This is a genomic window from Streptomyces vastus, assembly GCF_039532825.1.
GTDB lineage: Bacteria > Actinomycetota > Actinomycetes > Streptomycetales > Streptomycetaceae > Streptomyces > Streptomyces vastus.
Map to the genome: position 1 here is coordinate 142,417 of NZ_BAAASJ010000036.1, position 26,409 is coordinate 168,825.

General features: G+C 68.8%; 22 protein-coding genes and 4 pseudogenes. 9 read left to right on the forward strand and 17 right to left on the reverse strand.

What is annotated here, in order from left to right; genetic code table 11:
* Window positions 1–15: 15 nt before the first annotated feature.
* Window positions 16–666 carry an MOSC domain-containing protein gene (locus ABD357_RS18920; RefSeq protein WP_344391468.1) on the reverse strand — a complete coding sequence of 217 codons (651 nt, stop codon included), beginning with the start codon at window positions 664–666 and terminating at the stop codon, window positions 16–18.
* A gap of 771 nt (window positions 667–1,437) precedes the next feature.
* Between ABD357_RS18920 and ABD357_RS44750 the strand changes: the two are divergent.
* A pseudogene (locus ABD357_RS44750) lies at window positions 1,438–1,770 on the forward strand (transposase); the annotation flags it as partial.
* Window positions 1,771–1,798: 28 nt separating this feature from the next.
* On the opposite strand, the gene ABD357_RS18925 reads toward ABD357_RS44750, so the two are convergent.
* Window positions 1,799–2,227 (reverse strand): YccF domain-containing protein, encoded by a 429-nt coding sequence (locus ABD357_RS18925; protein WP_344391469.1) that lies wholly within the window; start codon window positions 2,225–2,227, stop codon window positions 1,799–1,801.
* Between ABD357_RS18925 and ABD357_RS18930 the strand changes: the two genes are divergently transcribed.
* Complete coding sequence (locus ABD357_RS18930; RefSeq protein WP_344391470.1) at window positions 2,226–2,627, forward strand: YccF domain-containing protein; 402 nt, start codon at window positions 2,226–2,228, stop codon at window positions 2,625–2,627. The genes ABD357_RS18925 and ABD357_RS18930 overlap by 2 nt on opposite strands.
* Window positions 2,628–2,868: 241 nt before the next feature.
* Here ABD357_RS18930 and ABD357_RS18935 read toward each other — a convergent pair.
* A pseudogene (locus tag ABD357_RS18935) lies at window positions 2,869–4,090 on the reverse strand (IS110 family RNA-guided transposase).
* Between the two features lie 717 nt (window positions 4,091–4,807).
* Here ABD357_RS18935 and ABD357_RS18940 point away from each other — a divergent pair.
* Window positions 4,808–5,233, forward strand: coding sequence for a nuclear transport factor 2 family protein (locus ABD357_RS18940; protein ID WP_344391472.1), 426 nt, complete (start codon window positions 4,808–4,810; stop codon window positions 5,231–5,233).
* Window positions 5,234–5,365: 132 nt separating this feature from the next.
* Here the strand turns inward: ABD357_RS18940 and ABD357_RS18945 are convergent.
* The 13 genes and pseudogenes from ABD357_RS18945 to ABD357_RS19005 form a co-directional block, all read right to left on the reverse strand.
* A pseudogene (locus tag ABD357_RS18945) lies at window positions 5,366–5,755 on the reverse strand (transposase); the annotation flags it as partial.
* 30 nt (window positions 5,756–5,785) lie between these two features.
* Window positions 5,786–5,944 (reverse strand): annotated as a pseudogene (locus ABD357_RS18950) (YccF domain-containing protein); the annotation flags it as partial.
* A complete protein-coding gene (gene htpX / locus ABD357_RS18955) occupies window positions 5,941–6,804 on the reverse strand; it encodes a zinc metalloprotease HtpX (protein WP_344391474.1) in 864 nt (287 codons plus the stop codon). The gene htpX and the pseudogene ABD357_RS18950, both read right to left, overlap by 4 nt.
* A 238-nt stretch (window positions 6,805–7,042) precedes the next feature.
* Entirely contained in the window at window positions 7,043–8,554 is a 1,512-nt protein-coding gene (locus tag ABD357_RS18960; protein WP_344391476.1) for an NADH-quinone oxidoreductase subunit N, read from the reverse strand.
* Window positions 8,551–10,125 carry an NADH-quinone oxidoreductase subunit M gene (locus ABD357_RS18965; RefSeq protein ID WP_344391479.1) on the reverse strand — a complete coding sequence of 525 codons (1,575 nt, stop codon included), beginning with the start codon at window positions 10,123–10,125 and terminating at the stop codon, window positions 8,551–8,553. Before ABD357_RS18965 ends, ABD357_RS18960 begins: the two co-directional genes overlap by 4 nt.
* A gap of 6 nt (window positions 10,126–10,131) precedes the next feature.
* On the reverse strand, window positions 10,132–12,123 hold the full coding sequence (locus ABD357_RS18970) for an NADH-quinone oxidoreductase subunit 5 family protein (RefSeq protein ID WP_344391481.1): 1,992 nt from the start codon (window positions 12,121–12,123) through the stop codon (window positions 10,132–10,134).
* On the reverse strand, window positions 12,120–12,506 hold the full coding sequence (gene nuoK / locus ABD357_RS18975; protein WP_344391482.1) for an NADH-quinone oxidoreductase subunit NuoK: 387 nt from the start codon (window positions 12,504–12,506) through the stop codon (window positions 12,120–12,122). Before nuoK ends, ABD357_RS18970 begins: the two co-directional genes overlap by 4 nt.
* Window positions 12,506–13,222, reverse strand: a complete 717-nt coding sequence (locus tag ABD357_RS18980) for an NADH-quinone oxidoreductase subunit J family protein (RefSeq protein ID WP_344391483.1) — start codon at window positions 13,220–13,222, stop codon at window positions 12,506–12,508. The genes nuoK and ABD357_RS18980 overlap by 1 nt, the downstream gene beginning before the upstream one ends.
* On the reverse strand, window positions 13,219–13,830 hold the full coding sequence (locus tag ABD357_RS18985; RefSeq protein WP_344391484.1) for a NuoI/complex I 23 kDa subunit family protein: 612 nt from the start codon (window positions 13,828–13,830) through the stop codon (window positions 13,219–13,221). The genes ABD357_RS18980 and ABD357_RS18985 overlap by 4 nt, the downstream gene beginning before the upstream one ends.
* Window positions 13,831–13,832: 2 nt before the next feature.
* Window positions 13,833–14,801, reverse strand: a complete 969-nt coding sequence (locus ABD357_RS18990) for a complex I subunit 1/NuoH family protein (protein ID WP_344391486.1) — start codon at window positions 14,799–14,801, stop codon at window positions 13,833–13,835.
* Window positions 14,798–16,054 (reverse strand): NADH-quinone oxidoreductase subunit C, encoded by a 1,257-nt coding sequence (locus ABD357_RS18995; RefSeq protein ID WP_344391488.1) that lies wholly within the window; start codon window positions 16,052–16,054, stop codon window positions 14,798–14,800. The genes ABD357_RS18990 and ABD357_RS18995 overlap by 4 nt, the downstream gene beginning before the upstream one ends.
* A complete protein-coding gene (locus tag ABD357_RS19000) occupies window positions 16,051–16,701 on the reverse strand; it encodes an NADH-quinone oxidoreductase subunit B (RefSeq protein ID WP_344391489.1) in 651 nt (216 codons plus the stop codon). Before ABD357_RS19000 ends, ABD357_RS18995 begins: the two co-directional genes overlap by 4 nt.
* Window positions 16,692–17,114, reverse strand: coding sequence for an NADH-quinone oxidoreductase subunit A (locus ABD357_RS19005; RefSeq protein WP_344391490.1), 423 nt, complete (start codon window positions 17,112–17,114; stop codon window positions 16,692–16,694). The genes ABD357_RS19000 and ABD357_RS19005 overlap by 10 nt, the downstream gene beginning before the upstream one ends.
* A gap of 389 nt (window positions 17,115–17,503) precedes the next feature.
* Between ABD357_RS19005 and ABD357_RS19010 the strand changes: the two genes are divergently transcribed.
* From ABD357_RS19010 to ABD357_RS19030, 5 genes are all read left to right on the forward strand, one after another.
* Window positions 17,504–18,700, forward strand: coding sequence for a sensor histidine kinase (locus tag ABD357_RS19010; protein WP_344391491.1), 1,197 nt, complete (start codon window positions 17,504–17,506; stop codon window positions 18,698–18,700).
* A 302-nt stretch (window positions 18,701–19,002) separates the two neighbouring features.
* Window positions 19,003–20,370, forward strand: a complete 1,368-nt coding sequence (locus tag ABD357_RS19015; protein WP_344391492.1) for a sensor histidine kinase — start codon at window positions 19,003–19,005, stop codon at window positions 20,368–20,370.
* 453 nt (window positions 20,371–20,823) lie between these two features.
* On the forward strand, window positions 20,824–21,483 hold the full coding sequence (locus ABD357_RS19020; protein WP_328771034.1) for a response regulator transcription factor: 660 nt from the start codon (window positions 20,824–20,826) through the stop codon (window positions 21,481–21,483).
* A gap of 340 nt (window positions 21,484–21,823) precedes the next feature.
* The gene (locus ABD357_RS19025) at window positions 21,824–23,755 is read left to right on the forward strand and encodes a 2-oxoacid:acceptor oxidoreductase subunit alpha (RefSeq protein ID WP_344391493.1); all 1,932 of its coding nucleotides are present in this window, start codon (window positions 21,824–21,826) and stop codon (window positions 23,753–23,755) included.
* Entirely contained in the window at window positions 23,748–24,827 is a 1,080-nt protein-coding gene (locus tag ABD357_RS19030) for a 2-oxoacid:ferredoxin oxidoreductase subunit beta (RefSeq protein WP_344391494.1), read from the forward strand. The genes ABD357_RS19025 and ABD357_RS19030 overlap by 8 nt, the downstream gene beginning before the upstream one ends.
* A 106-nt stretch (window positions 24,828–24,933) precedes the next feature.
* On the opposite strand, the gene ABD357_RS19035 is transcribed toward ABD357_RS19030, so the two are convergent.
* Entirely contained in the window at window positions 24,934–25,338 is a 405-nt protein-coding gene (locus ABD357_RS19035; protein ID WP_344391496.1) for a winged helix-turn-helix transcriptional regulator, read from the reverse strand.
* Window positions 25,339–25,429: 91 nt separating this feature from the next.
* Between ABD357_RS19035 and ABD357_RS19040 the strand changes: the two genes are divergently transcribed.
* Window positions 25,430–26,284, forward strand: a complete 855-nt coding sequence (locus tag ABD357_RS19040) for an SDR family oxidoreductase (protein WP_344391497.1) — start codon at window positions 25,430–25,432, stop codon at window positions 26,282–26,284.
* The last annotated feature ends 125 nt before the right edge of the window (window positions 26,285–26,409 follow it).

Genomic DNA, 26,409 nt, shown 5'->3' on the forward strand with positions numbered 1-26,409 from the left:
GATGCGCTGCACGATCTACGCGGTCGTACGCCTGCGAGCCAGTTCCCTGCCCTCCTGCGGCAGCGCGTCGGCGGCCAGCAACTGCGGCAGCAGATCCGGTTCGAGTGTCATCGCGCGGAAGACGAGCGCGACGGTCACGTCGTGGTCGGGCCGGTGCACGATCTCAACCGGGTCGCTGGCGCGGATGTCTCCGGGCACGACCACGCGCAGATACGCGCCCGGCAATGCGGCTTGCGTGAACCGCTTGATCCAGCCGTCGCGCTGCAGCCACCCCTGGAACGTCGCGCACGGGATCCGTGCGCACGACACCTCCAGGACCACCTTGGGCCCAATGCGCCAACGCTCGCCGATCAGAGCGCCGTTGACGTCGAGGCCAAGGGTCGTGAGGTTCTCCCCGAAGGCGCCGTTGGCAAGCGGCCTGCCCAGCTCGGCCTGCCACCCGTCGAGGTCCTCGCGGGCATAGGCGTAGACGGCCTGGTCGGATCCGCCGTGATGCTTTACGTCATAGACGCGGTCACCCGCGAGACCGACCGCGCCAGTGCCCTTGGGGCCGGGAGCGCTGACGGCGACCGGACCGTCAACGGGCCGCTTGTCGATGCCTGTCGCGCTGAGACCCTTCCACGGGTTGGGTCGGGGCTTGCCAACATTGACGGAGAGCAGCTTCATGCTGGCGACAGTACGGTCCGCTACATGCCAGCGCGACACATTTCCTTACCAACCCTTGGCATAGATCATCTAGACACCCGTCCCCGCCGGGGGGGGTGGGTCTTTGCCCCGGTGGTGGCGCGGTTTGGGCACGCCGCCGGCCGTAGAGGCTTTGGGCGGGAGCTGCCATGGGGCGAGTGATCATGGCCCCGTAAGCTTCCGGCGCGTCGGGCAGTCTGTTGAGCTGCCCGGTAAAGCACGACGTTGGGGCCATGATCTTCGAGGCTCGCCCCATGGCGGCTGCGTAAAGCCTCGTAGGCCGTCGGCCCCCGCCCCCACGGGTTGAACCTCGCTCACTGGCTGCGGCGGTCGTGTGAGGCGGTGTCGGGCTGTCGGATACCGCGTGAGACAGCCGCTGTGGGCTGGCCGGTGCGGCGTCCGGGGTCGGATCGGTGACAAGAAGGTTCTGGAGGACGTGAGACACGGCCACAGCCCACGGGAGCGGACGGAAGCGGGATGGACTGTGCGGGAGCTGGCTCACGTCTTCGGGCCGGTTGTGGTCGCGGGCGCCTGGTGCCCGGTCCGGTCACCGCCGTAACCGTGGCCACGGCGAGGAAGACGCGGTCAGCCGACGCCATCGCCGCTGCCACAGCTCCCCTCGACGATGAGCTTCAGCAGCTAAAGGCACTTCGCGATGAAGCGGCTCAGTGGCTGGCAGAGATGGAAGGCGCGGAGCGACGCAATCGCGAACTACGGGACCTTGCCAAGATGGCGCGTCACTCGTTCCTCACCATGAATCCGGCCCAACAAGCGGACATCCTCGACCTGTTGGAACTGAAAGTGACCTTCACCGGCCCTGTACCGAGGGAGTTGAAGAGCGGGACGGCTTGCCCCGTACGTGCCTGGTACAAGTCGGTCGACCTGGATGTCCCCGCCTCTGACGTCTCCGATGCCGACTGGCAGGCAATCGCCCCGTTCCTTCACAGCCGCCCCGGTGATGCTATCCGCCGGTCGGTGAACGCGATTTTCCACAAGGCGCGTACGGGAATGTCCTGGTCGGAGATCATTGCTGAGCTGGGAGTCACCAAGACGACAGCAGATCACTTCCGTAGGTGGCCCAAGGACGGCACTTGGAAGCTGGTCAGCGAAGCACTCACGCACACAGCGCGAGTACCGGTGTGGTCCCCTGAGCTGCTGCCGCCGATGACCATTGAGGGCCGAGTTGATCCCCGGATGATGTTGAGCGCCGCTGAGCCATCCCGAGGGGGATGCCGATGATCGTGGCGCACTGGAGGACACCGGTGACGATGTGAGTGAGGCCGAGCCACCAGCCCGCGAGGATCAGCCACAGGACATTGCCGATGAAAGAGGCCGCGCCCGCACCATGACGCTCGACCGTCGTGTGTCCGAACGGCCACAGGGCATAGACGCCGATACGGAAAGCCGCGATGCCGAACGGGATCGTCTCCGAACGTTCCCGATCACGCCACAAGGCCGTTGCGGTTCCGTCTGAAGGCGTGACCTGCTGATACTTGTTGTAGCAGGCAGTGTCGACGGAGCAACCTGGAGAGGTGCCGATCATGAAGCTGTTCAACCTGCTGTTGAACATCCTGTGGCTGATCTTCTGCGGGATCTGGATGGCACTCGCGTACGTGGTCGCCGCGCTGGTGTGCTTCATCTTGATCGTCACCATCCCGTTCGGCGTTGCTTCGCTGCGTATCGCGGGCTACGTCCTGTGGCCGTTCGGCCGAACCACTGTAGAGCGGCGGGATGCCGGTGCGCCGTCTTTCATCGGCAACGTGATCTGGGTGATCTTCGCGGGGTGGTGGCTGGCTCTAGGGCATCTGATCACGAGCATCCCGCTGTTCGTGTCGATCATAGGCATCCCGTTTGGCTGGGCAAACTTGAAGCTCATCCCAATTTCGCTCATGCCGTTGGGGCGTGAGGTAGTCCCGACAGATCAGGGCTTTGGCGGGCGCTGAGGTCCAGAAACGATCAGGCGGTTACGGCTCGGTGCCTGCGTGATCGGCGCTGCTGAGCACTCGGCGCCCGCCGCTGATCGGCCAAGGCCACAGGAGCGCGCCAAGAACCTTGGCTGGGGTGCCTGCTCTCCACCTCAACAAGATTGGTGCACTCGTGGGGAGAGTCATCCTGGACCGCACCTCTGTCCGTAGTCATGCTGCAAGTGCCGTGACCGGATAGACACCTCAGGCGCTTAACTCGTCAAGCGGCGACTGCGAGTTCGGTGGGGAAGGCTGTGTTTTCGTCGAACAGCTGGCGCTTCTGGAGACAGTGATAGAGCTGGCCCAACATTCGGTTGAAAAGGTTGCGCTGGGCTGCGGCATGCCAGTCTCCGTGGTTGTCGCGCCGTCTTCGGTAGTGGGCCTTGGCACCGGGTGAGGCGGTGATCGCGGAGAAGGCCCAGAGATAGCCGGCATGGTTGAGTCGGTTGTTCTTCACCCACCGCCTGGTGATGGACGACTTTTTGCCGGAGGCCCTGGTGACGGGCGAGGAGCCGGCGTATGCCTTCAGGCCGCGAGCGTCGGCGAACCGCTGTCGGTCGTCCCCGACTTCGGCGAGCACCCGGGCGCCGAGCTGGACGCCGAGGCCAGGGAAGCTGAGGATGATCTCAGCGTCCGGGTGCTGAGGGAAAGTCTCTACGACCGCCTCGGCCAGATCGTCGGCGGCGGTGCAGGCGGCTTCAAGCTGAACCAGGAGTGCGAGCATCTGCTTGCCCAGCGCGTCTTCGATCAGCGGCGGCTGATGGGCCCAGTCCCGCGCGGAAGACTTCGCGGAGCCGTTCGGCCTCGGCTTCGATGCCGCGTTTGCGGCCGGCCCGCTTGAGCGCGGCCTGGAGCTGAGTGCGGCTGCGCCGTGCGGCCCTCGGCCCTGGCCGGTGTCGGGGCGGCCTTGAGGAGCTCGTGAGCCTCGGGTCGGCACAGGCTGTTTTTCCAGGGCTCGAAGGCTGCCAGTGCCGCTGGGTAGTACTCGCGCAGGAGCGATCGGAGCTGGTTGGCGGCCTGTTGGCGGTTCCAGGTGGCGTCCTGCTGGGCGCGGGCCAGGACGGCGACGGCACGGGCGAGATCGGAGTCGTTGGGCGTGGCCGGTGGGCGTGCATGTCCGTGCGCAGGATGTTCGCCAGTACCAGGGCGTCGCCCGGGTCGGACTTCTTGCGCGAGACGCTGTGGCGGTCTCGGTAGCGCGCGGCGGCCATCGGGTTGATCGCGAACACCTGCCGCTTGCCGGTCCGCAACACCGTCACCAGCAGGCCGCGGGACGCTTCGATGGCGACCGGGATCGGATTCTCTTCGGTGTCGCCGTACTCGGCGAACAGGTCCAGCAGGATCCGGTAGCCGACCGCATCGTCGGTGATGTGGCGCTTGGCCAGCAGTTGGCCGGTGTCGTCCACCAGGGCGACGTCGTGCGTCTTCTCAGCCCAGTCGATACCGCAGGATCAAGTTGCTCCTCCCCTGAGCACAGGCTGTTTGCGCTGGTCGCGAGCGCATGCGGGCCACGCAGCGACCTAATTCCAGGACTCGACGCGAGGGCCGGTCCGCCACCTCAGAAGCCGTTCGTGGCACCAGCTCACCGAACGGGCCTCGGTCTAGACAGGAGCTCGGACGGCTCGGGCGTAACGAGAGGTCACCGCGCAGCAGGCTCGCACCACCAACTGCAACGAGGAAGTACGACGTGTGGTGGCAGCCGCGAGGACGCCGAACGCCGCCAATCTTGAACTAGGCATCAGTCCGGCATACCTCAGGCATCCGCTCGACGCCCATACGACCGCCACCACGACGAATACGAGGACTGTGTGCCGCTCTATGCGGACGTCTCAAAATGGACCCGGTTCGCCGGAGGCATCGCAGCCCTGTACTCGAACAGCCCGCTGGAGCGGCAACCGCTCTTCGTGGGCTGCTGAGAACGAATTAGGTTCGCCGGGGTGGGTGACAACGGCCAGTGCAAATTCCCCACGGCCAGTTGTGGTTTCACGGACGGTAGTCAGTGGTGGAGCGCAGATTGTGTTCCAGAGGTAGGCGACAACCGCGCGCCCGTGCCGAGCGGTGCGTACTGCGCAATGCGGAGGCGTCAGTCTTGCGATCCCAGGGGGTGTTGTCGGAACATCGCCAGCCCCTTCGCCTGCGGTCGCCTAGGGTCGGCGGGCATGTCACAGCAGAGCCGCAGCATCGTCCAGAACGCTTGGAAGGCGTTCGCCAGCCACGACGCTGACCGCATCTCCGCGGTCTTCACCGAGGACGCCGAGTGGCTCGCGCCGCCAGGCAACGCTACTGCCATCGCGCTGGATGCCCCCAGCCACATGGTCGGCAAGAAGGCGATCGTGCGCTTCCTCGCTGAGGATTTCCCCCGCTTGTTCGTGCGTGACGTCACAGTCACCTTCCACGAGTTCCACGCCGACGGCGAGCGGGTGGTCGTGGAGGAGACCATGACGGCGACTCTGGCCAACGGCAACCACTACGCCAACGACTACTGCTTCGTTTTCGAGCTCCGGGACGAGCTGATCCACCGGGTGCGCGAATACATGGACACAGCCCGCGGGCACCGCATGGTCTTCGGAGAGGTTCCGTCGTAGTCATCCTCTGCCTGGTCGCGGTGCGGTCAGGCCCCGCCGAACAGCAGATCCAAATCGGTGACCGATGTCGGCTGCCCCCGCACACGGTGAGTCGGCCGACCACCGAATTCCAACTGGCCACCCACAGTTGGTTCAGGCTGCGGCTTTGAGAGGGCGTCCACCCCAGCGGATGCCCTTCTCGCTGCGGATGCGGGCGCGCTCCTTGCGTTCGGCGACCAGGACGTCGCGGTGGCGGGCGTTGGCGTTGCGCCACCGCAGATAGGCGTGCAGGGCCCGGGTCTGCACGGGGTGGTTGGGGTGTTGGGAGTTGGCAATGGTGAACTGCCTCAGCGGGCCGAAATGCACCTCGATCGGGTTCGCCCACGAGGCGTAGGTCGGCGTGAAGCACAGCTCGACCTGGTTCTTCTTCGCCCAGCGGCGGATGTCGGCGCCCTTGTGGGCGGACAGGTTGTCCAGGATCACGTAGATCGGTGCGCCGTCGGGCCGGGCGGCGCGGATCGACTTCAGCGCGGCCAGCGTGTTCCGCCGGAGCTACTGCCCCGATGGTCATCGAAGGGCGAGTTGACCCGAGCGCGATGCTGCACGCAGAAGAACGATCCCGAACGGAATGCCGATGATCGTGATGCACAGCAGCACGCCCGCGAACAAGTAGCCGAGGAACAGCCAGAAGCCGCTCAGTACGAGCCATATGACGTTCAGGATTGTCTTCACTGGTGGTGACCTGCCATCTGCTCGAGCCGGGCAATGCGCTCCGCCATCGGCGGATGCGTGGAGAACATCCTGGACATCCCCTGGCCCGGGCGGAAGGGATTCGCGATCATCATGTGGCTTGCGGTCTCGATGCGCGGCTCGGAGGGCAGCGGAAGCTGCTTCGTACCTGCTTCGAGCTTGCGCAGGGCGCTCGCGAGGGCCAGCGGGTCGCCGGTGAGCTGAGCGCCTGACGCGTCGGCCTCGTACTCCCGGGAGCGGCTGATGGCGAGCTGGATCAGGGATGCGGCGAGCGGGCCAAGGATCATGATCATCAACATGCCCAGGAGGCCGGGGCCCTCGTCGTCGTCGGAACGGCCGATCGGGATCAGCCAGGCGAAGTTGACCAGGAACATGATCACGGAGGCGAGGGCGCCGGCGACCGACGAGATCAGGATGTCGCGGTTGTAGACGTGACTCAGCTCATGGCTGATGACGCCGCGCAGCTCACGCTCGTTGAGGATCCGCAGGATGCCGTCGGTGCAGCACACGGCCGCGTTGCGCGGGTTGCGGCCCGTCGCGAACGCGTTGGGTGCCTCGGTCGGTGAGATGTACAGGCGGGGCATGGGCTGGCGGGCCTGCGTGGAGAGTTCGCGGACCATCCTGTAGAGGGCCGGGGCCTCGAACTCGCTCACCGGGCGCGCGCGCATCGCGCGTAGCGCCAACTTGTCGCTGTTCCAGTACGCGTACGCGTTTGTGCCGATCGCGATGAGCAGCGCGACGACGAGACCCATACGCCCGAAGAGGCTGCCGATGACGATGATGAGTGCGGACAGTCCCCCGAGGAGTACGGCAGTCCTGAGCCCGTTGTGCCGGCGGTGCACGGTACGCCCTCCAAGTTGTGCGGCAGGGGAACCCTTTGCTTGCTGATCTCTGTCACTGATTCCGTGCTTCCACGGTCCAGTGGACCCTCCCTTACTGGTCAACGCCAGGCGGGAAGCCCTAGTTCCCTTGTGCGCGCGGCGGCGCGGGGGGGGTCCGTCCGGGTGAGTGCGGCAACGCCTGACACGCGCGCGTGCGGTTCGGGTGCCCCACGCGCGCGTGGCGGATGCCGTCAGCGGCTCAGAAGAGGCCGGTGTCCGAGAAGCGCAGGACCAACTGGGGTGCTCCGGAGAGGGCGACTCCAAGGACCGCGGTCAGTGCGATCGCGGCGGTCAGCGGGGCCGGGACACGGTGCCTCTCAGGCTCTCCTTCGGGGGCGCGGAAGAGGAGGGTCGTCCACTGGAGGTAGTAGAAGAGCGCGATCACGACGTTGACGGCCATGACCACGGCGAGCCAGCCGAGGCCCGCGTCGACAGCCGCCGAGAAGACGGTGACCTTGGCGAAGAGGCCGATGATGCCCGGCGGCAGGCCTGCCAGGCAGAGCAGGAAGAAGCCCAGGACGAGCGCGGAGAGGGGGCGCGAGGCGTACAGGCCGCGGTAGTCGCTGATGCGGTTGAGCGGCTTCGTGCGGGCTACCAGGGCGGCGACGGCGAAGGCTCCGAGGTTCACGGTGGCGTACATCAGGGCGTACGCGACGGTGGAGCCGATGGCCTTCTCCGCGTCCTTGGAGTACGCGGCGGCAGCGATCGGCACCAGGAGGTAGCCGGCCTGGCCGACGGAGGACCAGGCGAGGAGTCGTACCGCGCTGTACGCGCGCGTGGCCTGTTGCCGCAGGGCGCCGACGTTACCGATCGTCATGGTGAGCGCGGCGAGGGCGGCGAGCGCCGGTCCCCAGACATCCGCGTACGACGGGAGCGCGATCACGGTGACGAGGATCAGCCCGGTGAAGCCGACCGCCTTGCCGACGACCGACAAATAGGCGGCGACCGGCAAGGGTGCCCCTACGTAGGTGTCGGGGACCCAGAAGTGGAAAGGCACGGCGGCCGTCTTGAAGGCGAAGCCGACGAGGGTGAGGACGACGCCCGCCTGGGCGAGCGTGTGCAGTTGTCCGTCGACGTCCTGGATCTTGGTGGCGATCTCGGTGAGGTACAGGGTGCCCGTCGACGCGTAGACGAAGCTGACGCCCATGAGGCTCACGGCGGTCGCGGTGACCGAGGACAGGAAGAACTTCAGGGCCGCTTCCGAGGACTTCCTGTCGCCGCGCTTTATGCCGACCAGAGCGAAGGCGGGCAGTGAGGCGACCTCCAGGGCGACGATCAGGGTCGCCAGGTCGCGGGAGGCGGGGAGCAGGGCGGCGCCGGCGGCCGAGGAGAGCAGCAGGAACCAGAACTCCCCTTCGGGGAGTTCCTTATTGGCGTCCTTCAGTGCCGTGACGGAGAGAAGGGCAGCCAGGAGGGCTCCACCGAGGACCAGGAACTGGATGACGAGCGTGAAGCGGTCCGCCGTATAGCTGCAGACGTCTGGGTCGCCGGTCAGGCAGAAGGTGGAGCGGTCGCCGTCCAGGAGGGGTAGCAGCATCAGAGCGGACACGGCGAGTCCCGCGACGGAGGCCCAGCCGAGCAGAGCCTTCTTGGCGTCGCCCACGAAGAGGTCGGCGACGAGCACCACGAGGCCGACGACCGCCGCGATGGTGGGCGGCGCGATCGCGAGCCAGTCGACAGACTGGACCAGGGACTGGGCCAGGGTGCTCATCGGGTGCCTCCTGCGAGGAGCTGCTGCACGGCCGGGTCGGTCAGGCCGAGGAGGGCCTTGGGCCAGAGTCCGGCGACGACGGTGAGGGCGACGAGCGGGGTCCAGGCGGCGAACTCGTACGTCTGCACGTCCGGGAGCCCGGGGCTGTCCTGCGGAACGACGCCCATGCAGACGCGGCGTACCACGATGAGCATGTACGCGGCGGTGAGGAGGGTACCGAACGCGGCGATCGCCATGAAGGTCAGGAACGCGGGGCGGCTGAGGTCGTCGGCGGGATCGAAGGCGCCGAACAGGGCCAGCATTTCGCCCCAGAACCCGGCGAGTCCCGGCAGGCCGAGCGAGGCGACGGCACCGAAGGCGAGCAGACCGCCGAAGCGCGGGGCCTTGCCGTAGAGGGCGGCGCCGGTCTGCTCCGCGAGTGCGTCGAGGTCGGTCGTGCCCGTACGGTCCTTGAGCGCGCCGACCAGGAAGAACAGCAGGCCGGTGATGAGGCCGTGGGCGATGTTCGCGAACAGCGCGCCGTTCACGCCGGTCGGGGTCATCGTCGCGATGCCGAGGAGTACGAAGCCCATGTGGCCGACGGAGGAGTACGCGATGAGGCGCTTGAGGTCGCCCTTCGCGCCCTGCTTGGCGAGCGCCAGGCAGGCGAGGGATCCGTAGATGATCCCGACGACGGCGAAGGCGGCGAGGTAAGGCGCGAAGGTCCGCATGCCGTCCGGTGTGATGGGCAGCAGAATCCGGACGAACCCGTACGTACCCATCTTCAGCAGTACACCGGCCAGCAGGACCGAGCCGACGGTCGGCGCGGCGGTGTGCGCGTCCGGCAGCCAGCTGTGCAACGGCCACATCGGCGTCTTGACCGCGAGCCCGATTCCGATTGCCAAAACGGCGACGGCCTGCACGGATGTGGTCAGCGACCGGCCGTTGTCAGTGGCGAGTGCCACCATGTCGAATGTGCCGGACTTGAGCCCGACGAGGAGCAGGCCCAGCAGCATGACGACGGAGCCGAGCAGTGTGTAGAGGATGAACTTCCAAGCGGCTTGGGTCCGTTGCTCACCGCCCCAGCGGGCGATGAGGAAGTACATCGGGATGAGCACCATCTCGAACGCGAGGAAGAAGAGCAGAAGGTCGAGGACGGCGAAGGTCGCGAGGGTGCCGGACTCGAGGACGAGTAGCAGTGCGACGAAGGCCTTCGGGGTCGGGCCCGAAGGCATCTTGAAGTAGGAGTGCAGCGCGCAGAGGAAGGTCAGCAGCGCGGTCAGGACCAGAAGGGGGAGGGAAATGCCGTCGGTGCCGAGGTGGATCCGCACGTCGAGCGCGGGGATCCAGCTGATGTCCGTCGTGGCCTGCATCTTCGACGGCTGGTCGTGGTCGAAGCCGAGCGCGAGGACGATCGCGGCGATGAGTACGGCGCCGGTGACGGTGACACCGTGGCGCAGCACGGCCTGCTCGGGTGACTTGCCCTTCAGCCCGGGCGGGGCCGGGAGGAGAGCGGCGGCGGCGCCGAGAAGCGGGCCGACGACGATGAACGCCAGAAGGAACTGCATCACGGACTCGCTGATATCGACCACGCCTGCTCACGCTCCCGTGGCGACTAGGAGGGCGGCGACCGCGAGGACGACGGTGCCGGCGAGCAGGGCGCTCACATAGGTCTGCACATTGCCGGTCTGGGCGCGTCGGACGGCGGCGCCGAGCAGGCGGGGCAGCGTGCCCGCGCCGCGTACGTAGGTGTCGACGACCTCGCGGTCGAGGAACCGGACGAGTGTGGCTCCGGCCTGGACCGGGCGGACGAAGAGGGCCGCGTAGACGGCGTCGAGGTGGAAGCCGACGGCCGCGTGCCGGTGCAGCGGTCCCAGGAGCAGGCGTCCGGGGTCCGCCGGGTCGGGCGCGGAGGCGACGTTTCCGTACGCGGGGGCGTGGCTGGCGATGGCCTCGGCCTCGACGAGTCCGGCGTCGCCCTCCGGGTGGGCCGCGACCGCACCCATCGGTACGCGGGCCGCGAGTGCGGTGGTGTGCCGCCAGGCGCCGTACGTGACGATGCCGCCGACGAGGGCGACTCCCGTGCCGAGTACGGAGGTGGCCACGGTCGGGGTCAGTTCGTGTCCGTCGAACCAGTCGGGCAGCAGACCAGTGGTGAGCCCGAAGGCGAGTGAGGGGACGGCGAGCACCCACAGTACGGCGTTCATGGCGAGGGGCTGCCTGCCGTGGTCGGGGGCTTCGGCTCCGTGGCCGCGGAAGGCGAGCAGCCACAGGCGCATCGCGTACGCGGCGGTGAGCAGGGCCGTGACGAGGCCGGCGACGAGGACGATCCAGCCGGCGGCACCGGGGATGTCCACGGCGTGACCGGTGGCGGCGTGCTCGGCGGCGCCCAGGACGGCTTCCTTGGAGAAGAAGCCGCTGAAGGGAGGGATCGCGGCGAGGGCGAGGAGCGCCACGGTCATCGTCCAGTAGGCGTCGGGGACGCGGGCGCGCAGGTCCTTCATGCGGGACATGGCGGCCAGCGAGTTGGTGCCGGCGGCGTGGATGATCACGCCCGCGGCGAGGAACAGCAGCGCTTTGAAGGCGCCGTGCGAGAGGAGGTGGAAGACGGCGGCACCGCGGTCGCCGACGGCGAGGGCGCCGGTCATGTAGCCGAGCTGGCCGATCGTCGAGTATGCGAGGACGCGCTTGATGTCGTCCTGGGCGAGCGCGGCGAGCGCCGAACCGGCCATGGTGACGGCGGCCATGACGGCGAGGACGAGTAGCGCGGCCGAGGAGGCGGCGAAGACCGGAAGGAGCCGGGCGATGAAGTAGACACCGGCGGCGACCATCGTCGCGGCGTGGATCAGCGCGGAGACGGGTGTGGGGCCCGCCATCGCGTCGGGCAGCCAGGAGTGCAGCGGGAACTGCGCCGACTTGCCCGCCACACCGGCGAGGAGCAGCAGGGCGATCAGCGTCGGATGGTCGAGTCCGCCGCTCGCGACCGTGCCGAGGACGGTCCTGATGCGGAAGGAGCCGGCATCGGCGGCGAGCGTGAACAGACCGATCAGGAAGGGGATGTCGCCGAGCTTGGTGACCAGGAAGGCCTTCAGGGAGGCGGCGCGTGCTTCCGGGGTCTCCCAGTAGTGGCCGACGAGGAAGTACGAGCAGATGCCCATGATCTCCCAGCCGACCAGGAGCACCATCAGGTCGCCGGAGTAGACGACGAGCAGCATCGCGGAGGTGAAGAGGGAGACGAGAGCGGCGTACGAGGGGTAGCGCGGATCGTCGCGCAGGTAGCCCGTCGAGTAGATCTGCACGCAGGAGGCGACGACGCCGACCAGGATGGCGACGAGGGCGGCGAAGCCGTCGATGTGCAGGGCGAGTTCGATGGGGACCGAGCCGGTGGGCGTGAGCTCGGTGGCGGCGTCTACGGCTTGGTCGCCGCCCTGGCGTACGGCGACGAGGACGGCGAGCGCCAGGGAGACCAGCGAGGGCAGGACGGCGAGGGGCCGTACGAAACCGGGGGCGGTGCGGCCCAGGAGAAGGCCGGCCGCGGCGCCCAGGAACGGAAGGAGGGGGACGAGGACGGCGAGGGTGGTCGTGGTCACGCGGTGGCCTCAGCCTTCTCGGCCGGCGCGTGCGCGGCGGATCCGGGGGCGTCGTCGCCGTCGTCGGTCTCGGCGGTGTCGCGGAGCTTGTCGATGTCCGAGGTGCCGCGGTTGCGGTAGACGGCGAGGACGATCGCCAGGCCGATGCCGATCTCGGCGGCGGCGATGGCGATGGTGAACAGGGTCAGGGCTTGGCCGGAGTGCAGGGTGTCCTGGGCGGTCTTGCTGAGCCAGACGTCGAAGGCGACCAGGTTGAGGTTGACGGCGTTGAGCATCAGCTCGACGGACATCAGGACCAGGATCGCGTTGCGGCGCGCGAGGACTCCGTACAGGCCCGTGCAGAAGAGGAGGGCGGAGAGCACGGCGGGATAGGCGAGATGCATCAGCGGGCGCCTCCCTTGGGTGCCTTGCGCGAGGGCTGTGCGGGCTGCTCGTCGGGGGTCGTCTGGCCCGCGGGCTGTTCGGTGGGCGCCTCCTTGCCCGAAGGCCGGGTGCCGGGTGCCGTGTCGCCCGGTGGGCCATCGCCGGCGGCTGCCTTGCGGGAGAGGACGATCGCGCCGACCAGGGCGGCGAGCAGCAGGACCGAGAGGGCCTCGAAGGGGAGCACCCAGCTCCGGAACAGGCTCGCGCCGGTGTCCGCGGTGGAACCGGCGGCGGGGCCGTCCAGGTCGATCCAGGTCGTCCGGAAGGCGTCGACGACGACCCAGAAGAGGGCGGCGGCCGCGGCGATGGCGACGGTCAGGGCGACCCAGCGGTTGCCGGAGTCGGCGTCCGGGGACCGGCCGATGGGGGCCTTGGTGAGCATCAGACCGAAGAGGAGGAGTACGACGACGGAACCGACATAGATGAGGACCTGCACCCAGGCGATGAACTCGGCGGTGAGCAGGAGGTATTCGACGGCGAGGCCGCCGAGCGTCACGACCAGCCACAAGGCGGCGTGGACGAGTTGCTTGGTGGTGACGGTCACGACGGCCGCGCCGAGGGTGACGAGGCCGACGAGGAGGAAGGCGATCTCGACGCCGGTCGGGGAGAGGAAGCCATTGGTTTCGGCGGCGGTGGTCGTCGCCGGCGATGCGGCGGCGACGGCGGCGAGGCTCACGCTTCTCCCTCCTGCGGCGCGGTCGGCTCTGCCCCGGCCTGTTCGTCCGCCCGGGCTGTCTGTTCGGCGGCGAGCTTGTCGGCGGTTTTGCGGGCGGCGGCGAGTTCCTTGGGTTCCTCGGCGGAGGGATCGAGGGCGGGTGGGGCCGGGACGGTCCACATCCACTCGCGGAGCTTGTCGCGTTCGTGGGTGAGTTCGTGGATGTCGGTCTCCGCGTACTCGAACTCCGGGGACCAGAACAGCGCGTCGAAAGGACACACCTCGATGCAGATACCGCAGTACATGCACAGAGCGAAGTCGATGGCGAAGCGGTCGAGGACGTTACGGCTGCGCTCGCGGCCTCCGGGGGCGGCGGGCGGGACCGTCTCCTTATGGGAGTCGATGTAGATGCACCAGTCCGGGCACTCGCGGGCGCACAGCATGCAGACCGTGCAGTTCTCCTCGAAGAGGCCGATGACGCCGCGGCTGCGGGGCGGGAGTTCGGGCTGGGCGTCCGGGTACTGCGCGGTGTGCGCGCGCTTCGTCATCGTGCGCAGGGTGACGGCCAGACCCTTGGCGAGGCCGCTGCCGGGGACACGGGACCGAGTGGGCGGGAGGGACTCAGCCATGGCTACTGGATCACCACCTTGACGACGCCGGTGAGGGCGATCTGGGCGAGGGAGAGAGGGACGAGGAGGGTCCAGGAGAGTTTCTGGAGCTGGTCCTCGCGGAGACGGGGATAGGTGACGCGCAGCCAGATCACGAGGAAGGCGAGGACCGCGGTCTTCAGCAGGGTCCAGACCCAGCCGAGGCCGTCGTCGCCCCACGGGCCGTGCCAGCCGCCCAGGAAAAGGACGGTGGTCAGTCCGCACAGGACGATGATTCCGGCGTACTCGGCGAGGAGGAAGAGAGCGAAACGCAGACCGGTGTATTCGGTGTACGCACCGAAGATGATCTCCGAGTCGGCGACCGGCATGTCGAAGGGAGGGCGCTGGAGTTCGGCGAGGCCGGCCACGAAGAAGACGAGCGCGCCGACGATCTGCCAGGGCAGCCACCACCACTCGAAGGCGTCGAGGATGCCGGGGAGCGAGACCGTGCCCGCGGCCATCGCGACCGAAGCCGCGGTGAGGAGCATCGGGAGTTCGTACGCGAGGAGCTGGGCGGCGGTGCGGAGGCCGCCGAGGAGGGAGAACTTGTTGGCCGAGGCCCAGCCCGCCATGAGCGAGCCGAGTACGCCCACGCCCATCACGGCGAGGACGAAGAAGATGCCCGCGTCGATGACCTCGCCGACGGCGCCTTCGCCCGGGCCGATGGGGATGGCGAGGAGGACGAGAAGGTACGGGAGGAGGGCGACGGCGGGGGCCAGCTGGAAGATGCGGCGGTCGGCGCCTGCGGGGACCACGTCTTCCTTCTGGGCGAACTTCACGCCGTCCGCGACAAGTTGGGCCCAGCCGTGGAAGCCGCCCGCGTACATGGGGCCGAGGCGGCCCTGCATATGAGCCATCACCTTGTGTTCCGTCTGGCCGACGATCAGCGGGAAGGTGAGGAACACGACGAAGACGATCAGGAGTCGCAGGGTGACGTCGAGCACGTCGTTCACTGCGGGCCTCCTGGTGAGTTGTCGTCGGTGGGCTGCTGGGCCTCGGGGGCCTCGGAGGGTTTCGCCTGCGACTCCTCGGGAGCCTTGGCCTTGGGTTCGTCGTCCGGTTGCCGCTCAGTCGAGGGGCGCTCCTCAGTTGGCGGCTCCGCCATCGGCGACTCCACCGTGGACGGCTCCCCGATCCGCGACTCTTCCGTGGACGGCCCCGTGGGCGTCTTCTGATCGGCGTCGTCGAAGGCGGGGCGCGCGTGGTGCCATGGGGCGTCCGTACTGCGGGCGCGCGCCGGGCGGGCGGGCCCACCGCCTCCGGGCGGCTGCTCGCTGCCGGCTTCATCAGCCGCGGCGGCAGCGGAGGCCTCGCGCTGCGACGCCGAGCCTTCACCGGCGCTGCGGGAGCGACGTGGCGCCACGGGCGGCCTTTCGGCACCCGAAACCGGGGCCGGAGGAGCACCCGCCGAGCCTGCCTCCGCCCCCTCCGTGCGCTGTGTCGCCGAGCCCTCGCTCACGCTGCGCGCCCGGCGTCCCGCAGGCCTGCCCTCCGCCACCGCGTCCGTACCCGGACCCGCAGCGGGCGCACCCGAAGCCGGGGCCTGGCTCGCCGAGCCCTCCCCTGCTGTGCGAGCCCGCCGGGCCGGGCGTTCGCCCGCCGCCCGGGCAGCGCCGCGGGCCGGGCGGGCGGGAGCAGGCGGGAGCTGACCCTTCAGAGGGCCCCACTCGTTCGGGTCGGGGACGCCCGGTGGCAGCATCTGCCGGCGCTTCGGGCCGCCGTGTTCCGACTCCCCCGGTTCCTTCGCGCCGGGCCAGGCCTTGGCGACGCGGGCCGCCAGGACGAAGTCCTTGCGCAGCGGGTGCCCCTCGAAGCCCTCCGGGAGGAGCAGCGGCGCGAGCCCCGGGTGGCCTTCGAAGGCGACGCCGAACATCTCGTGGGTCTCGCGTTCGTGCCAGGCGGCGCCCGCGTAGACGTCGACGGCGGAAGGGAGTACGGGGGCGTCGTGCGGGACAGTGGTCCGTACGAGAAGGCGGCGTACCGGAGCGAGCGCGACCACATGGGCCGAGACGCGGAAGCCCGTGCCGGGTTCGTCGACGGCGCTCAGCCAGTCGAAATACGTGCAGCCCAGCTCGCCGCGCGCGGTCTCCAGCGCGGAGATCCAGGCGGTGGGCGGCACGTCGACGGTCAGGAGCTCGTACGACTCCTCGGCCGTGGCCTCCGCACCGAAGAGCTCCTCCACCGGGGAGGGCAGCCAGCCGGTCACCGCTCGCCCTCCTCCCCGGCCGGAACCGGCGGCTTCACCAGCCCGCTCTGCAGCGCGCCCGCGGAAGGCCGGGCGCCGGCGGGCCCGTACCGGTCAGACCCGTAATCGGAGCCGTACCGCTCCCCCAGCGACTCCCGGGCGATCTTCTCCTGGAGCTTGAGGATGCCCTGGAGCAGCGCTTCGGGACGGGGCGGGCACCCGGGGACGTACACGTCGACCGGGATGATCTGGTCGACGCCCTTGGTCACGGAGTACGAGTCCCAGTAGGGCCCGCCGCAGTTGGAGCAGGCGCCGAAGGAGATGACGTACTTGGGTTCAGGCATCTGTTCGTACAGCCGCTTCACCGCGGGCGCCATCTTGTCCGTCACCGTCCCCGACACCACCATCAGGTCGGCCTGGCGCGGCCCCGGAGCGAACGGAATCACCCCTAGGCGGATGAAGTCGTGCCGGGCCATGGAGGCGGCGATGAACTCGATCGCGCAGCAGGCGAGGCCGAAGTTGAAGACCCACAGGCTGTAGCGGCGGCCCCAGTTCAGGACCACCTTCATCGGCTCGGGGGCGAGACGCGCGAGCGCACCCAGGCGCTTCGGCTCCGGAAGCAGCACAGGCCCCGGCTCGGACACGGGCTCGGGCTGGGTCACGTCCATGTGAGGACGCCCTTCTTGTATGCGTACAGCAGTCCCACGGCCAGGAAGCCGAGGAAGATGAACATCTCCACGAGCGTCGTCGCCCCGTAGCCCGGCGCGGCGAAGACCGTGGCCCAAGGGAAGAGGAAGATCGAGTCGACGGCGAAGATCACGTAGAGGAAGGCGTAGACGTAGTAGCGGACCTGGGTGTGAGCCCAGCCCTCACCGACGGGGTCGACTCCGCACTCGTACGTCAGGAGTTTCTCGGGCGTCGGGACGACGGGCCGCAGCAGGCGCCCGGCTCCGAAGGCGACGGCGACGAACAGCACGCCGACTACGACGAGCAGTCCGACGACCGAGTAGGACTGGAAGTAGTCCGCCGCGACCGTGATCCCGGCGGCCCCGGTCCCCGCGCCCCTGGTCGGTTCCGGCACGTCCGCCCCTCGCTCCCTGACCTCGTATGACCGCGTATGACCTCGTGCGCGCCCTGATGTGCGCCGTGCGATGCGCCGTGCTCGACGATCTGTACGCATCGGAGTCTAGGCCCTGCTAAAGAAACGGTAAGCAGCCCGTCACGCCTTGGCATGCGCGGAGGTCGCCGACAGGCGCCCGGCAGGATCCCGACAGGCGCCCGGAATGATCCCGGCAGGCACCCGCTGGACGGCGAAAGGCACCCGACAGCCACCCGCAGATGTTCCACGGCCGCCCCGAGCGCGGGTCCGGGGGCAGGTCCGACGGCGGGCCCGGAGGTGGGGTTTTCCCCAGGGAATCCCGGCAGTTCACCTCATGGCGCTCCGGCGCGCGGCCCGGCACGCTAGCGGTTATGACCGAATCCATCCTCGCCACCGACACCCGGGGCGGCGGCGACCGCCCGCCACCCGCGCGCTTCGCCTATGACCGGCACACCTGGAAGGAGATCACGCATCTCCTGGCGAACCTGCCGGTGTCGCTGGTCGGTTTCACGTATGTGGTGACGGTGTTGTCCACCGGTGCCTTCCTGAGCCTGACGGTGGTCGGTCTTCCGCTGCTCGCCGGCGGGCTGATGGGCGCACGTCTGCTGGGCCAGCTTGAGCGGAGCCGGGCCAGGGCGCTGCTCGGGGTACGGGTGGAGGAGCCGAGTCCGCTGCCGTTCCGCGGCCAGAGCGGGTTCCTCTCCAGGCTGTGGATGGCGTTGAGGGATCCGGTCGGCTGGCGGACGGTGCTGTACGACTTCATGCGGCTGCCCTGGGGCATCCTCACCTTCACCATCACGCTGACCTCGTTGTTCGTGCTGTGGCCTGTGCTGCCGTTCATCGCGCGCGGGCTCGCGAACGCGGACCGGGCGATGGTCCGCGGGCTGCTGTCGCCCTCCGACGAACTGGAGCGGCGTATAGCCGAGTTGGAGTCGGACCGGGGTGTGGTCGTCGACACGGCCGCGGCCGACCTGCGGCGTATCGAGCGGGATCTGCACGACGGGGCGCAGGCGCGCCTCGTCAACCTCGCGATGGGGCTCGGTCTGGCCAAGGAGAAACTCCTGGAGGACCCCGACACCGCGGCATCGATGGTCGAGGAGGCGCACGGCGAGGTGAAGATGGCGCTCCAGGAACTGCGCGACCTGGCCCGGGGGATCCATCCCGCCGTCCTCACCGACCGCGGACTCGACGCCGCCCTGTCCTCGGTGGCCTCCCGCTGCACGGTCCCCGTCAAGGTGACGGCCGACCTGCCGATGCGCCCCGCCGCGGCCATCGAGGGCATCGCGTACTTCACGGTCTCCGAACTCCTCCAGAACGTCAGCAAACACAGCGGGGCGAGGTCCGCCTCGGTCGACGTCTGGCGCTCGGACAACCGCCTGCTCATACAGGTCTGGGACGACGGCCGCGGCGGCGCCTCCCTCGACGGCGGCACGGGAATGGCGGGCCTCGCGGACCGGCTCGGCGCGGTCGACGGCCTGTTCGTCATCGAGTCCCCCGTAGGCGGCCCGACAACGATCACGGCGGAACTCCCGTGGCGGGACCGGACGGAGGAGCCGGCGCGAGGGTAAGCGTACGGCTGCGGGTCCTACGCCTGCCTACCCTCGCGTACGCCCCTTCCGAGCGGCCCTTCCTGGCGTACGGCTGCTTGCCCCGGCCGTGCTGCGCCCCATGTCACCCCGCCGCGATCCGAGCCGCCACCCCACCACCTGCCCCACCCCGCGTACTCCCGAGGCGGCCCAGGGGGTGGGGAAAACCCCCGCCTCAAGACGCCGACGCACTCCATGGTCCGCGGACCTGGCACCGAGGAGTGTGGAACTACGACATCGGACAACTGGACCGAGTAGGGACCTAGTAGAAACGGACGGCGGCCATGGCGACGGAGTACGGACAGGGGTACGGGCGAAACGCTGGGCCCGGGTTCCTCGGGGAGGGCGTCGAGGGGCGGCGGCACCGGCTCCCGGCCGCGCTGCGGGCGCCGATCGAGGCGCGCAGTTGGAAAGAGTTCGGCTATCTGATGCTGAGCCTGCCGGTCGGCATCCTGATGTTCACCTTCGCCGTGACGATGGTGTCGCTGGGCGCGGGCCTGCTGATCACGTTCCTCGGCATTCCCGTGCTCGCGGCAGCGCTTGCGGGCTGCCGAGCATTCGGCGCGCTGGAGCGTGCGCGGGCCCGCGGGCTGCTGGGTCTGGAGGTCGCGGCACCGGAGCCGTTGCGGGTCCGGAAGCAGGGCCCGATGGCATGGATGGGCGCGATGTTCAAGAGCGGAGCGTCCTGGCGGCATCTGCTCTACGCGGTGCTGCACTTCCCGTGGGCCGTGTTCGCGTTCGCGGTGGCGATCAACTTCTGGGCGTACGGCTGGGCGATGCTGACGTACCCGCTGTGGTTCTGGGTTTTTCCGGTGTACGGCGGACAGGGCGGGCTTCAGCTCTACGGGGACGAAGCGCACCGGATCTACCTGGACAACCCCTTCGAAGTCATCGTGACCGCGCTGCTGGGGCTGCTGCTCACGCTGGCCACGCCATGGATCGTACGGGCGCTGACGCTGGTGGACCGGCTGCTGGTGCACGGACTGCTGGGGCCTTCACGGCTGGCGACGCGGGTCGTGGAGCTGGAGTCGGACCGCGGTGTCGTCATCGACACGGCCGCCGCCGACCTCCGGCGTATCGAGCGGGATCTGCACGACGGGGCGCAGGCGCGGCTGGTCGCGCTGGCCATGGACCTGGGGCTGGCCAAGGAGAAGCTGACGGAGGATCCGGAGGAGGCGGCGCGGATGGTGGGCGAGGCGCACGGCGAGGTGAAGACGGCGCTCCAGGAACTGCGGGACCTGGCTCGCGGCATCCATCCCGCCGTCCTCACCGACCGAGGGCTCGATGCCGCGCTGTCCGCGGTGGCGTCGCGCTGCACGGTGCCGGTTCAGGTCGAGGTTGACCTGCCGTCCCGACCGGCGCCCGCCATCGAGGGCATCGCGTACTTCACCGCGTCCGAGCTTCTCCAGAACGTCAGCAAGCACTCGCGGGCGACGCGGGCGTACGTCGACGTCTGGCGCGTCGACAACCGCCTGATGCTTCAGGTCGTCGACAACGGGGTCGGCGGCGCGGACGCCTCCGGCGGTTCTGGCCTCGCTGGCCTCGCCGAACGTCTCGACGCGGTCGACGGCATCCTTGTCGTCGACTCCCCGGTCGCCGGTCCGACGCGCGTCACCGCGGAGTTGCCCTGGCGGGTTGCCACCGGCGGTTGAGAAGGGCACGCCTACCCGAGGGGTGGGTTCTTCGGTTCATGGGCGACTGCGGGCGCGTCGTGGCTGGTCGCGCAGTTCCCCGCGCCCCTCGGGTGCGTGGTTGGGTGCGGGGCCGTGGGCCGGTGCGTCAGCCCGTCGCAGGCCGGGCATACGGCCCGGTGTCCGTACACGGTGCGGGTGACCTGAGACAGAACCTGAGCGACGGGCATACGGCGCACCGGCCCACGTCCCCTCCCACCGGTGGGAGACTGCCGGTAGTTGGGGGCTGGCGGCTCCGGGAGCGCCCCTTTCGCGAGGCTGTGACATCAGCGGCTCCGCCGCGGGGCGCGACCAGCCACAACGCACCCGCACCAAACCACGAACCCAACCCCGCCCAACCGCCGGAGGTGAAATGCTTGGCCCCTACGCGCAAGCCTGCGCCAGGCTGGGGGGCCAGAGATCGTGGAGGACAGGGTGCAAGTGGTCATCGCCGAGGATTCAGTGCTGCTCAGGGAGGGCCTGACCCGGCTGCTGACCGACCGGGGGCACGAAGTCGTCGCCGGAGTGGGCGACGGTGACGCACTGATCAAGACCATCACCGAACTGGCAGCCCAGGGCACCCTGCCGGACGTCGTCGTCGCCGACGTACGCATGCCGCCCACCCACACCGACGAAGGCGTCAAGGCCGCGGTGCAGCTGCGCAAACACCACCCTGGACTCGGCGTACTCGTGTTGTCGCAGTATGTGGAGGAGCAGTACGCCACAGAACTCCTCGCCGGTTCCAGCCACGGCGTCGGCTACCTGCTCAAGGACCGGGTAGCAGAGGTACGTGAATTCGTCGACGCGGTGGTACGCGTGGCCCGGGGAGGCACGGCACTCGACCCGGAGGTGGTGGCCCAGCTGCTCGGCCGCAGCCGGAAGCAGGACGTACTCGCGGGACTCACCCCCCGCGAGAGAGAGGTCCTGGGACTCATGGCCGAGGGGCGGACGAACTCCGCGATCGCCCGGCAGCTGGTCGTCAGCGACGGCGCGGTGGAGAAGCACGTCAGCAATATCTTCCTGAAGCTCGGCCTGTCCCAGAGCGACGGCGACCACCGACGCGTCCTGGCGGTCCTGACCTACCTGAACTCGTGATCCGACCCCACCCGAGCTGATGATCGGGCCCCGCCCGAACTCGGAAGCGGCCCGACCCGCACTCATGAAGGCCGCGATCACCCAGGAGAACCCTCCTCAGCAGAAGTCCTGGAACCGCTGGAACCACGTCCTAGAACCAAAGGACGAGCCATGAGCGTCCTCAGACATAGAGGCCAGAGGGTGAATAAGTCGTGGCAAATCGGGGCGACATACGGTCTCAACGTGGTGTCCATCATGCGAATGGCCGAGGGAAGGCGACCCTTACAGACGTAGGGTTGAAGGTGGGAGCGCTTGCGGGCAGACCGTTCCCAGACAGCCGCCTCGAGGGAGGTCCAGTTCAGTGACCAGCCAGGTCAGTCCAACCGAACAGGCCGACGGAGCCGTCGTAGGAGAACAGCGCAGACCGGCGGGCGCGGGCGCGAAGGACGTGCGCCGCCTCGACCGGGTGATCATCCGGTTCGCGGGGGACTCGGGTGACGGTATGCAGCTCACCGGCGACCGCTTCACCTCGGAGACGGCGTCCTTCGGCAACGACCTGTCGACACTGCCGAACTTCCCCGCCGAGATCCGCGCCCCTGCCGGAACGCTGCCGGGCGTCTCGTCCTTCCAGCTGCACTTCGCCGACCACGACATCCTCACGCCGGGCGATGCGCCGAACGTACTCGTGGCGATGAACCCGGCCGCGCTGAAGGCCAACGTCGGCGATGTGCCGCGCGGCGCCGAGATCATCGTCAACACGGACGAGTTCACCAAGCGGGCGATGGCCAAGGTCGGCTACGCGACGAGCCCTCTGGAGGACGGCTCCCTGGACGGCTACCACGTCCACCCCGTCCCCCTCACGACACTGACGGTCGAGGCACTCAAGGAGTTCGACCTCTCCCGCAAGGAGGCCGAGCGCAGCAAGAACATGTTCGCGCTGGGCCTGCTGAGCTGGATGTACCACCGGCCCACCGAGGGCACCGAGAGGTTCCTGAAGTCGAAGTTCGCCAAGAAGCCGGACATCGCGGCGGCCAACATCGCCGCCTTCCGTGCGGGCTGGAACTTCGGCGAGACCACCGAGGACTTCGCGGTCTCGTACGAAGTCGCCCCGGCCGCGAAGGCGTTCCCGACCGGTACGTACCGGAACATCTCCGGGAACCTGGCCCTGTCGTACGGCCTGATCGCCGCCTCCCGCCAGGCCGACCTGCCGCTCTACCTGGGCTCGTACCCGATCACACCGGCCTCGGACATCCTGCACGAGCTGTCCAAGCACAAGAACTTCGGCGTACGCACCTTCCAGGCCGAGGACGAGATCGCCGGCATCGGCGCAGCCCTGGGCGCGGCCTTCGGCGGCTCGCTCGCCGTGACCACGACATCCGGTCCCGGTGTGGCCCTCAAGAGCGAGACCATCGGTCTGGCCGTGAGCCTCGAACTCCCTCTCCTCGTCATCGACATCCAGCGCGGCGGCCCGTCCACCGGCTTGCCGACCAAGACCGAGCAGGCGGACCTGCTGCAGGCGATGTACGGCCGCAACGGCGAGGCCCCGGTCCCGGTCGTGGCCCCGCGCACGCCCGCCGACTGCTTCGAGGCGGCCCTGGAAGCCGCCCGGATCGCGATCACTTACCGCACCCCGGTCTTCCTGCTCTCCGACGGCTACCTGGCCAACGGATCCGAGCCCTGGCGCATCCCGGACATCGACGAACTCCCGGATCTGCGCACGCAGTTCGCGCAGGGCCCCAACCACACCCTGGACGACGGCACCGAGGTCTTCTGGCCCTACCGTCGCGACCCGCAGACCCTCGCCCGCCCGTGGGCGATCCCGGGCACGCCCGGCCTGGAGCACCGTATCGGCGGCATCGAGAAGCAGGACGGTACAGGCAACATCTCGTACGACCCGGCCAACCACGACTTCATGGTGCGGACGCGCCAGGCGAAGATCGACGGCATCGACGTTCCGGACACCGAGGTCGACGACCCGCACGGCGCGCAGATGCTCGTACTGGGCTGGGGGTCGACGTACGGGCCCATCACCGCGGCGGTACGGCGGCTGCGCGCGGCCGGGGAGAGCATCGCGCAGGCCCATCTGCGCCATCTCAATCCGTTCCCGCGGAATCTCGGCGAGGTGCTGGGGCGTTACAACAAGGTGGTGATCCCCGAGATGAATCTCGGGCAGCTCGCCACGCTCGTCCGGGCGAAGTACCTGGTGGACGCCCACTCGTACAACCAGGTCAACGGTATGCCGTTCAAGGCTGAGCAGCTCGCCACGGCTCTCAAGGAGGCCATCGATGGCTGAGACGTCCACGGAAGGCGCGGACACGATCGAGGCGCTTTCTCTCGTGCCCAAGGCCGAGGGCAAGCAGTCCATGAAGGACTTCAAGTCCGATCAGGAAGTGCGTTGGTGCCCCGGCTGCGGTGACTACGCGATCCTCGCCGCCGTGCAGGGCTTTATGCCCGAGCTCGGCCTGGCGAAGGAGAACATCGTCTTCGTCTCCGGCATCGGCTGCTCCTCCCGCTTCCCGTACTACATGGACACCTACGGGATGCACTCCATCCACGGCCGCGCGCCCGCCATCGCGACGGGCCTGGCCTCGTCCCGGCAGGACCTGTCCGTCTGGGTGGTGACCGGTGACGGCGACGCGCTGTCCATCGGCGGCAACCATCTGATCCACGCCCTGCGCCGGAACGTCAACCTGAAGATCCTGCTCTTCAACAACCGGATCTACGGCCTCACGAAGGGCCAGTACTCCCCGACCTCCGAGGTCGGCAAGATCACGAAGTCGACGCCGATGGGTTCGCTGGACGCGCCCTTCAACCCGGTCTCGCTGGCCATCGGCGCGGAGGCGTCCTTCGTGGCGCGCACCGTGGACTCCGACCGCAAGCACCTCACGGAGGTCCTGCGCCAGGCGGCCGCCCACCCGGGCACGGCCTTGGTCGAGATCTACCAGAACTGCAACATCTTCAACGACGGCGCCTTCGAGGCCCTGAAGGACAAGCAGCAGGCCGAGGAGGCGGTAATCCGCCTCCAGCACGGCCAGCAGATCCGCTTCGGCACGGACAGCACGAAGGGTGTCGTACGGGATCAGCTGACGGGCGACCTGAAGGTCGTCACCGTCACCCCGGAGAACGAGTCGCAGATCCTGGTCCACGACGCGCACGCGCCCTCCCCGACCACCGCCTTCGCCCTGTCCCGGCTCGCCGACCCGGACACCCTGCACCACACCCCGATCGGCGTCTTCCGCTCGGTGGACCGGCCGGTGTACGACACCCAGATGTCGGACCAGCTGGACACGGCGATCGAGCAGAACGGGAAGGGCGACCTGGCAGCACTGCTGGCGGGCGGGGACACCTGGACCGTCGTCGGCTGACCGGTAGTTGCGCCTGAGGGCCTGGGCGCTGCTGTACGTCATGCACGTACAGCAGCGCCCAGGCCCTCACGTCACTTGCCCGGAGCGTCACTCGTCGGGCAGGGAACTACTCCCTTGCCGCGTCATACTCCTTGCGCGCCTTCAGCACCGCGTCCATGCGGTGCGACGTCCAGTCGGCCAGCGCCCGCACCTGTTCGGCGGCCTCGCGGCCCAGGTCCGTCAGCGAGTAGTCCACCCTCGGTGGGATCACCGGCTTCGCGTCACGGTGGACCAGCCCGTCCCGCTCCAGGGTCTGCAAGGTCTGCGTGAGCATCTTCTCGCTGACGCGCCCGATGGCACGGCGCAGCTCGCTGAAGCGGTGCGGTCGGTCCAGGAGCTGGATCAGGACGAGGACGCCCCAGCGGCTGGTGACGTGCTCCAGCACGAGGCGATGGGGGCACATCGCCTCGCCCTCGACGTTCCATTTGCCGGCTACTGCGGGAGTGGCGACAACTGCATCACTTACGGCCATGCCAGTACCTTACTTCAAAGTGGGTACTTTCGGAGAGTTAGTGCAGCACCTATGGTTAGTGCATACCCACACCACAAGGAGCTGCAACATCATGAGCATTGTCGTCACCGGAGCCACCGGACACCTCGGCCGTTTCGTCATTGAGGGACTGCTGGAGAAGGTCCCGGCCGACCAGATCACGGCCGTCGTCCGCAGCGAGGAGAAGGCGGCGGGCTACGCGGCCCGCGGCGTGAAGATCGCGGTCGCCGACTACAACGCTCCCGAGACCTTCGACAGCGTTTTCTCCGCCGGTGACAAGGTGCTCCTCATCTCCGGCAACGAGTTCGACAAGGGCCGCGTGGGCCAGCACAAGGTCGTCCTCGAAGCCGCCAAGGCCGCCGGAGTCGCGCTCCTCGCGTACACCAGCGCCCCCGGCAGCCTGTCCGCCGCGCTGGCCGACGACCACCGGGGCACCGAGGCCGCGATCCTCGAGTCCGGCGTCACGTACACCCTGCTGCGCAACGGCTGGTACAACGAGAACTACACCGAGAGCCTGGGCCAGGTCCTCGAGCACGGCGCCGTCGTACAGGCCGCCGGCGACGGCAAGGTCTCCTCGGCCTCCCGCGCGGACTACGCGGCCGCCGCCGTGGCCGTGCTGACGGGCGAGGGGCATGAGAACAAGACGTACGAGCTGGGCGGCGACACCGCCTGGGGCTTCGCCGAGTACGCGGCCGAGGTGGCCAAGCAGTCCGGCAAGGAGATCGCGTACAGCCCCGTATCCGTCGAGGTCTTCACGGGCATCCTGACCGGCGTCGGTCTGCCCGAGCCGCTCGCCGCGACCATCGCCGGTGTGGACGCGTCCATCGAGAAGGGCGAGCTGGTCGTCACCAGCGGCGACCTGTCCCGGCTGACCGGCCGGCCGACCACGCCGATCGCCGAGTCGATCGCGGCGGCGCTCAAGGGCTGACTTCCTCGGGCTTCCTCGGGCTTCCTCGAAAGGGACGACGTTTCAGGGCCGACTCCTCCCGTTGCCCTCGAGTCCCGTCACCGCCACCCTCGCTTGTAATGACCGTATCGCGGATACGTCCATGA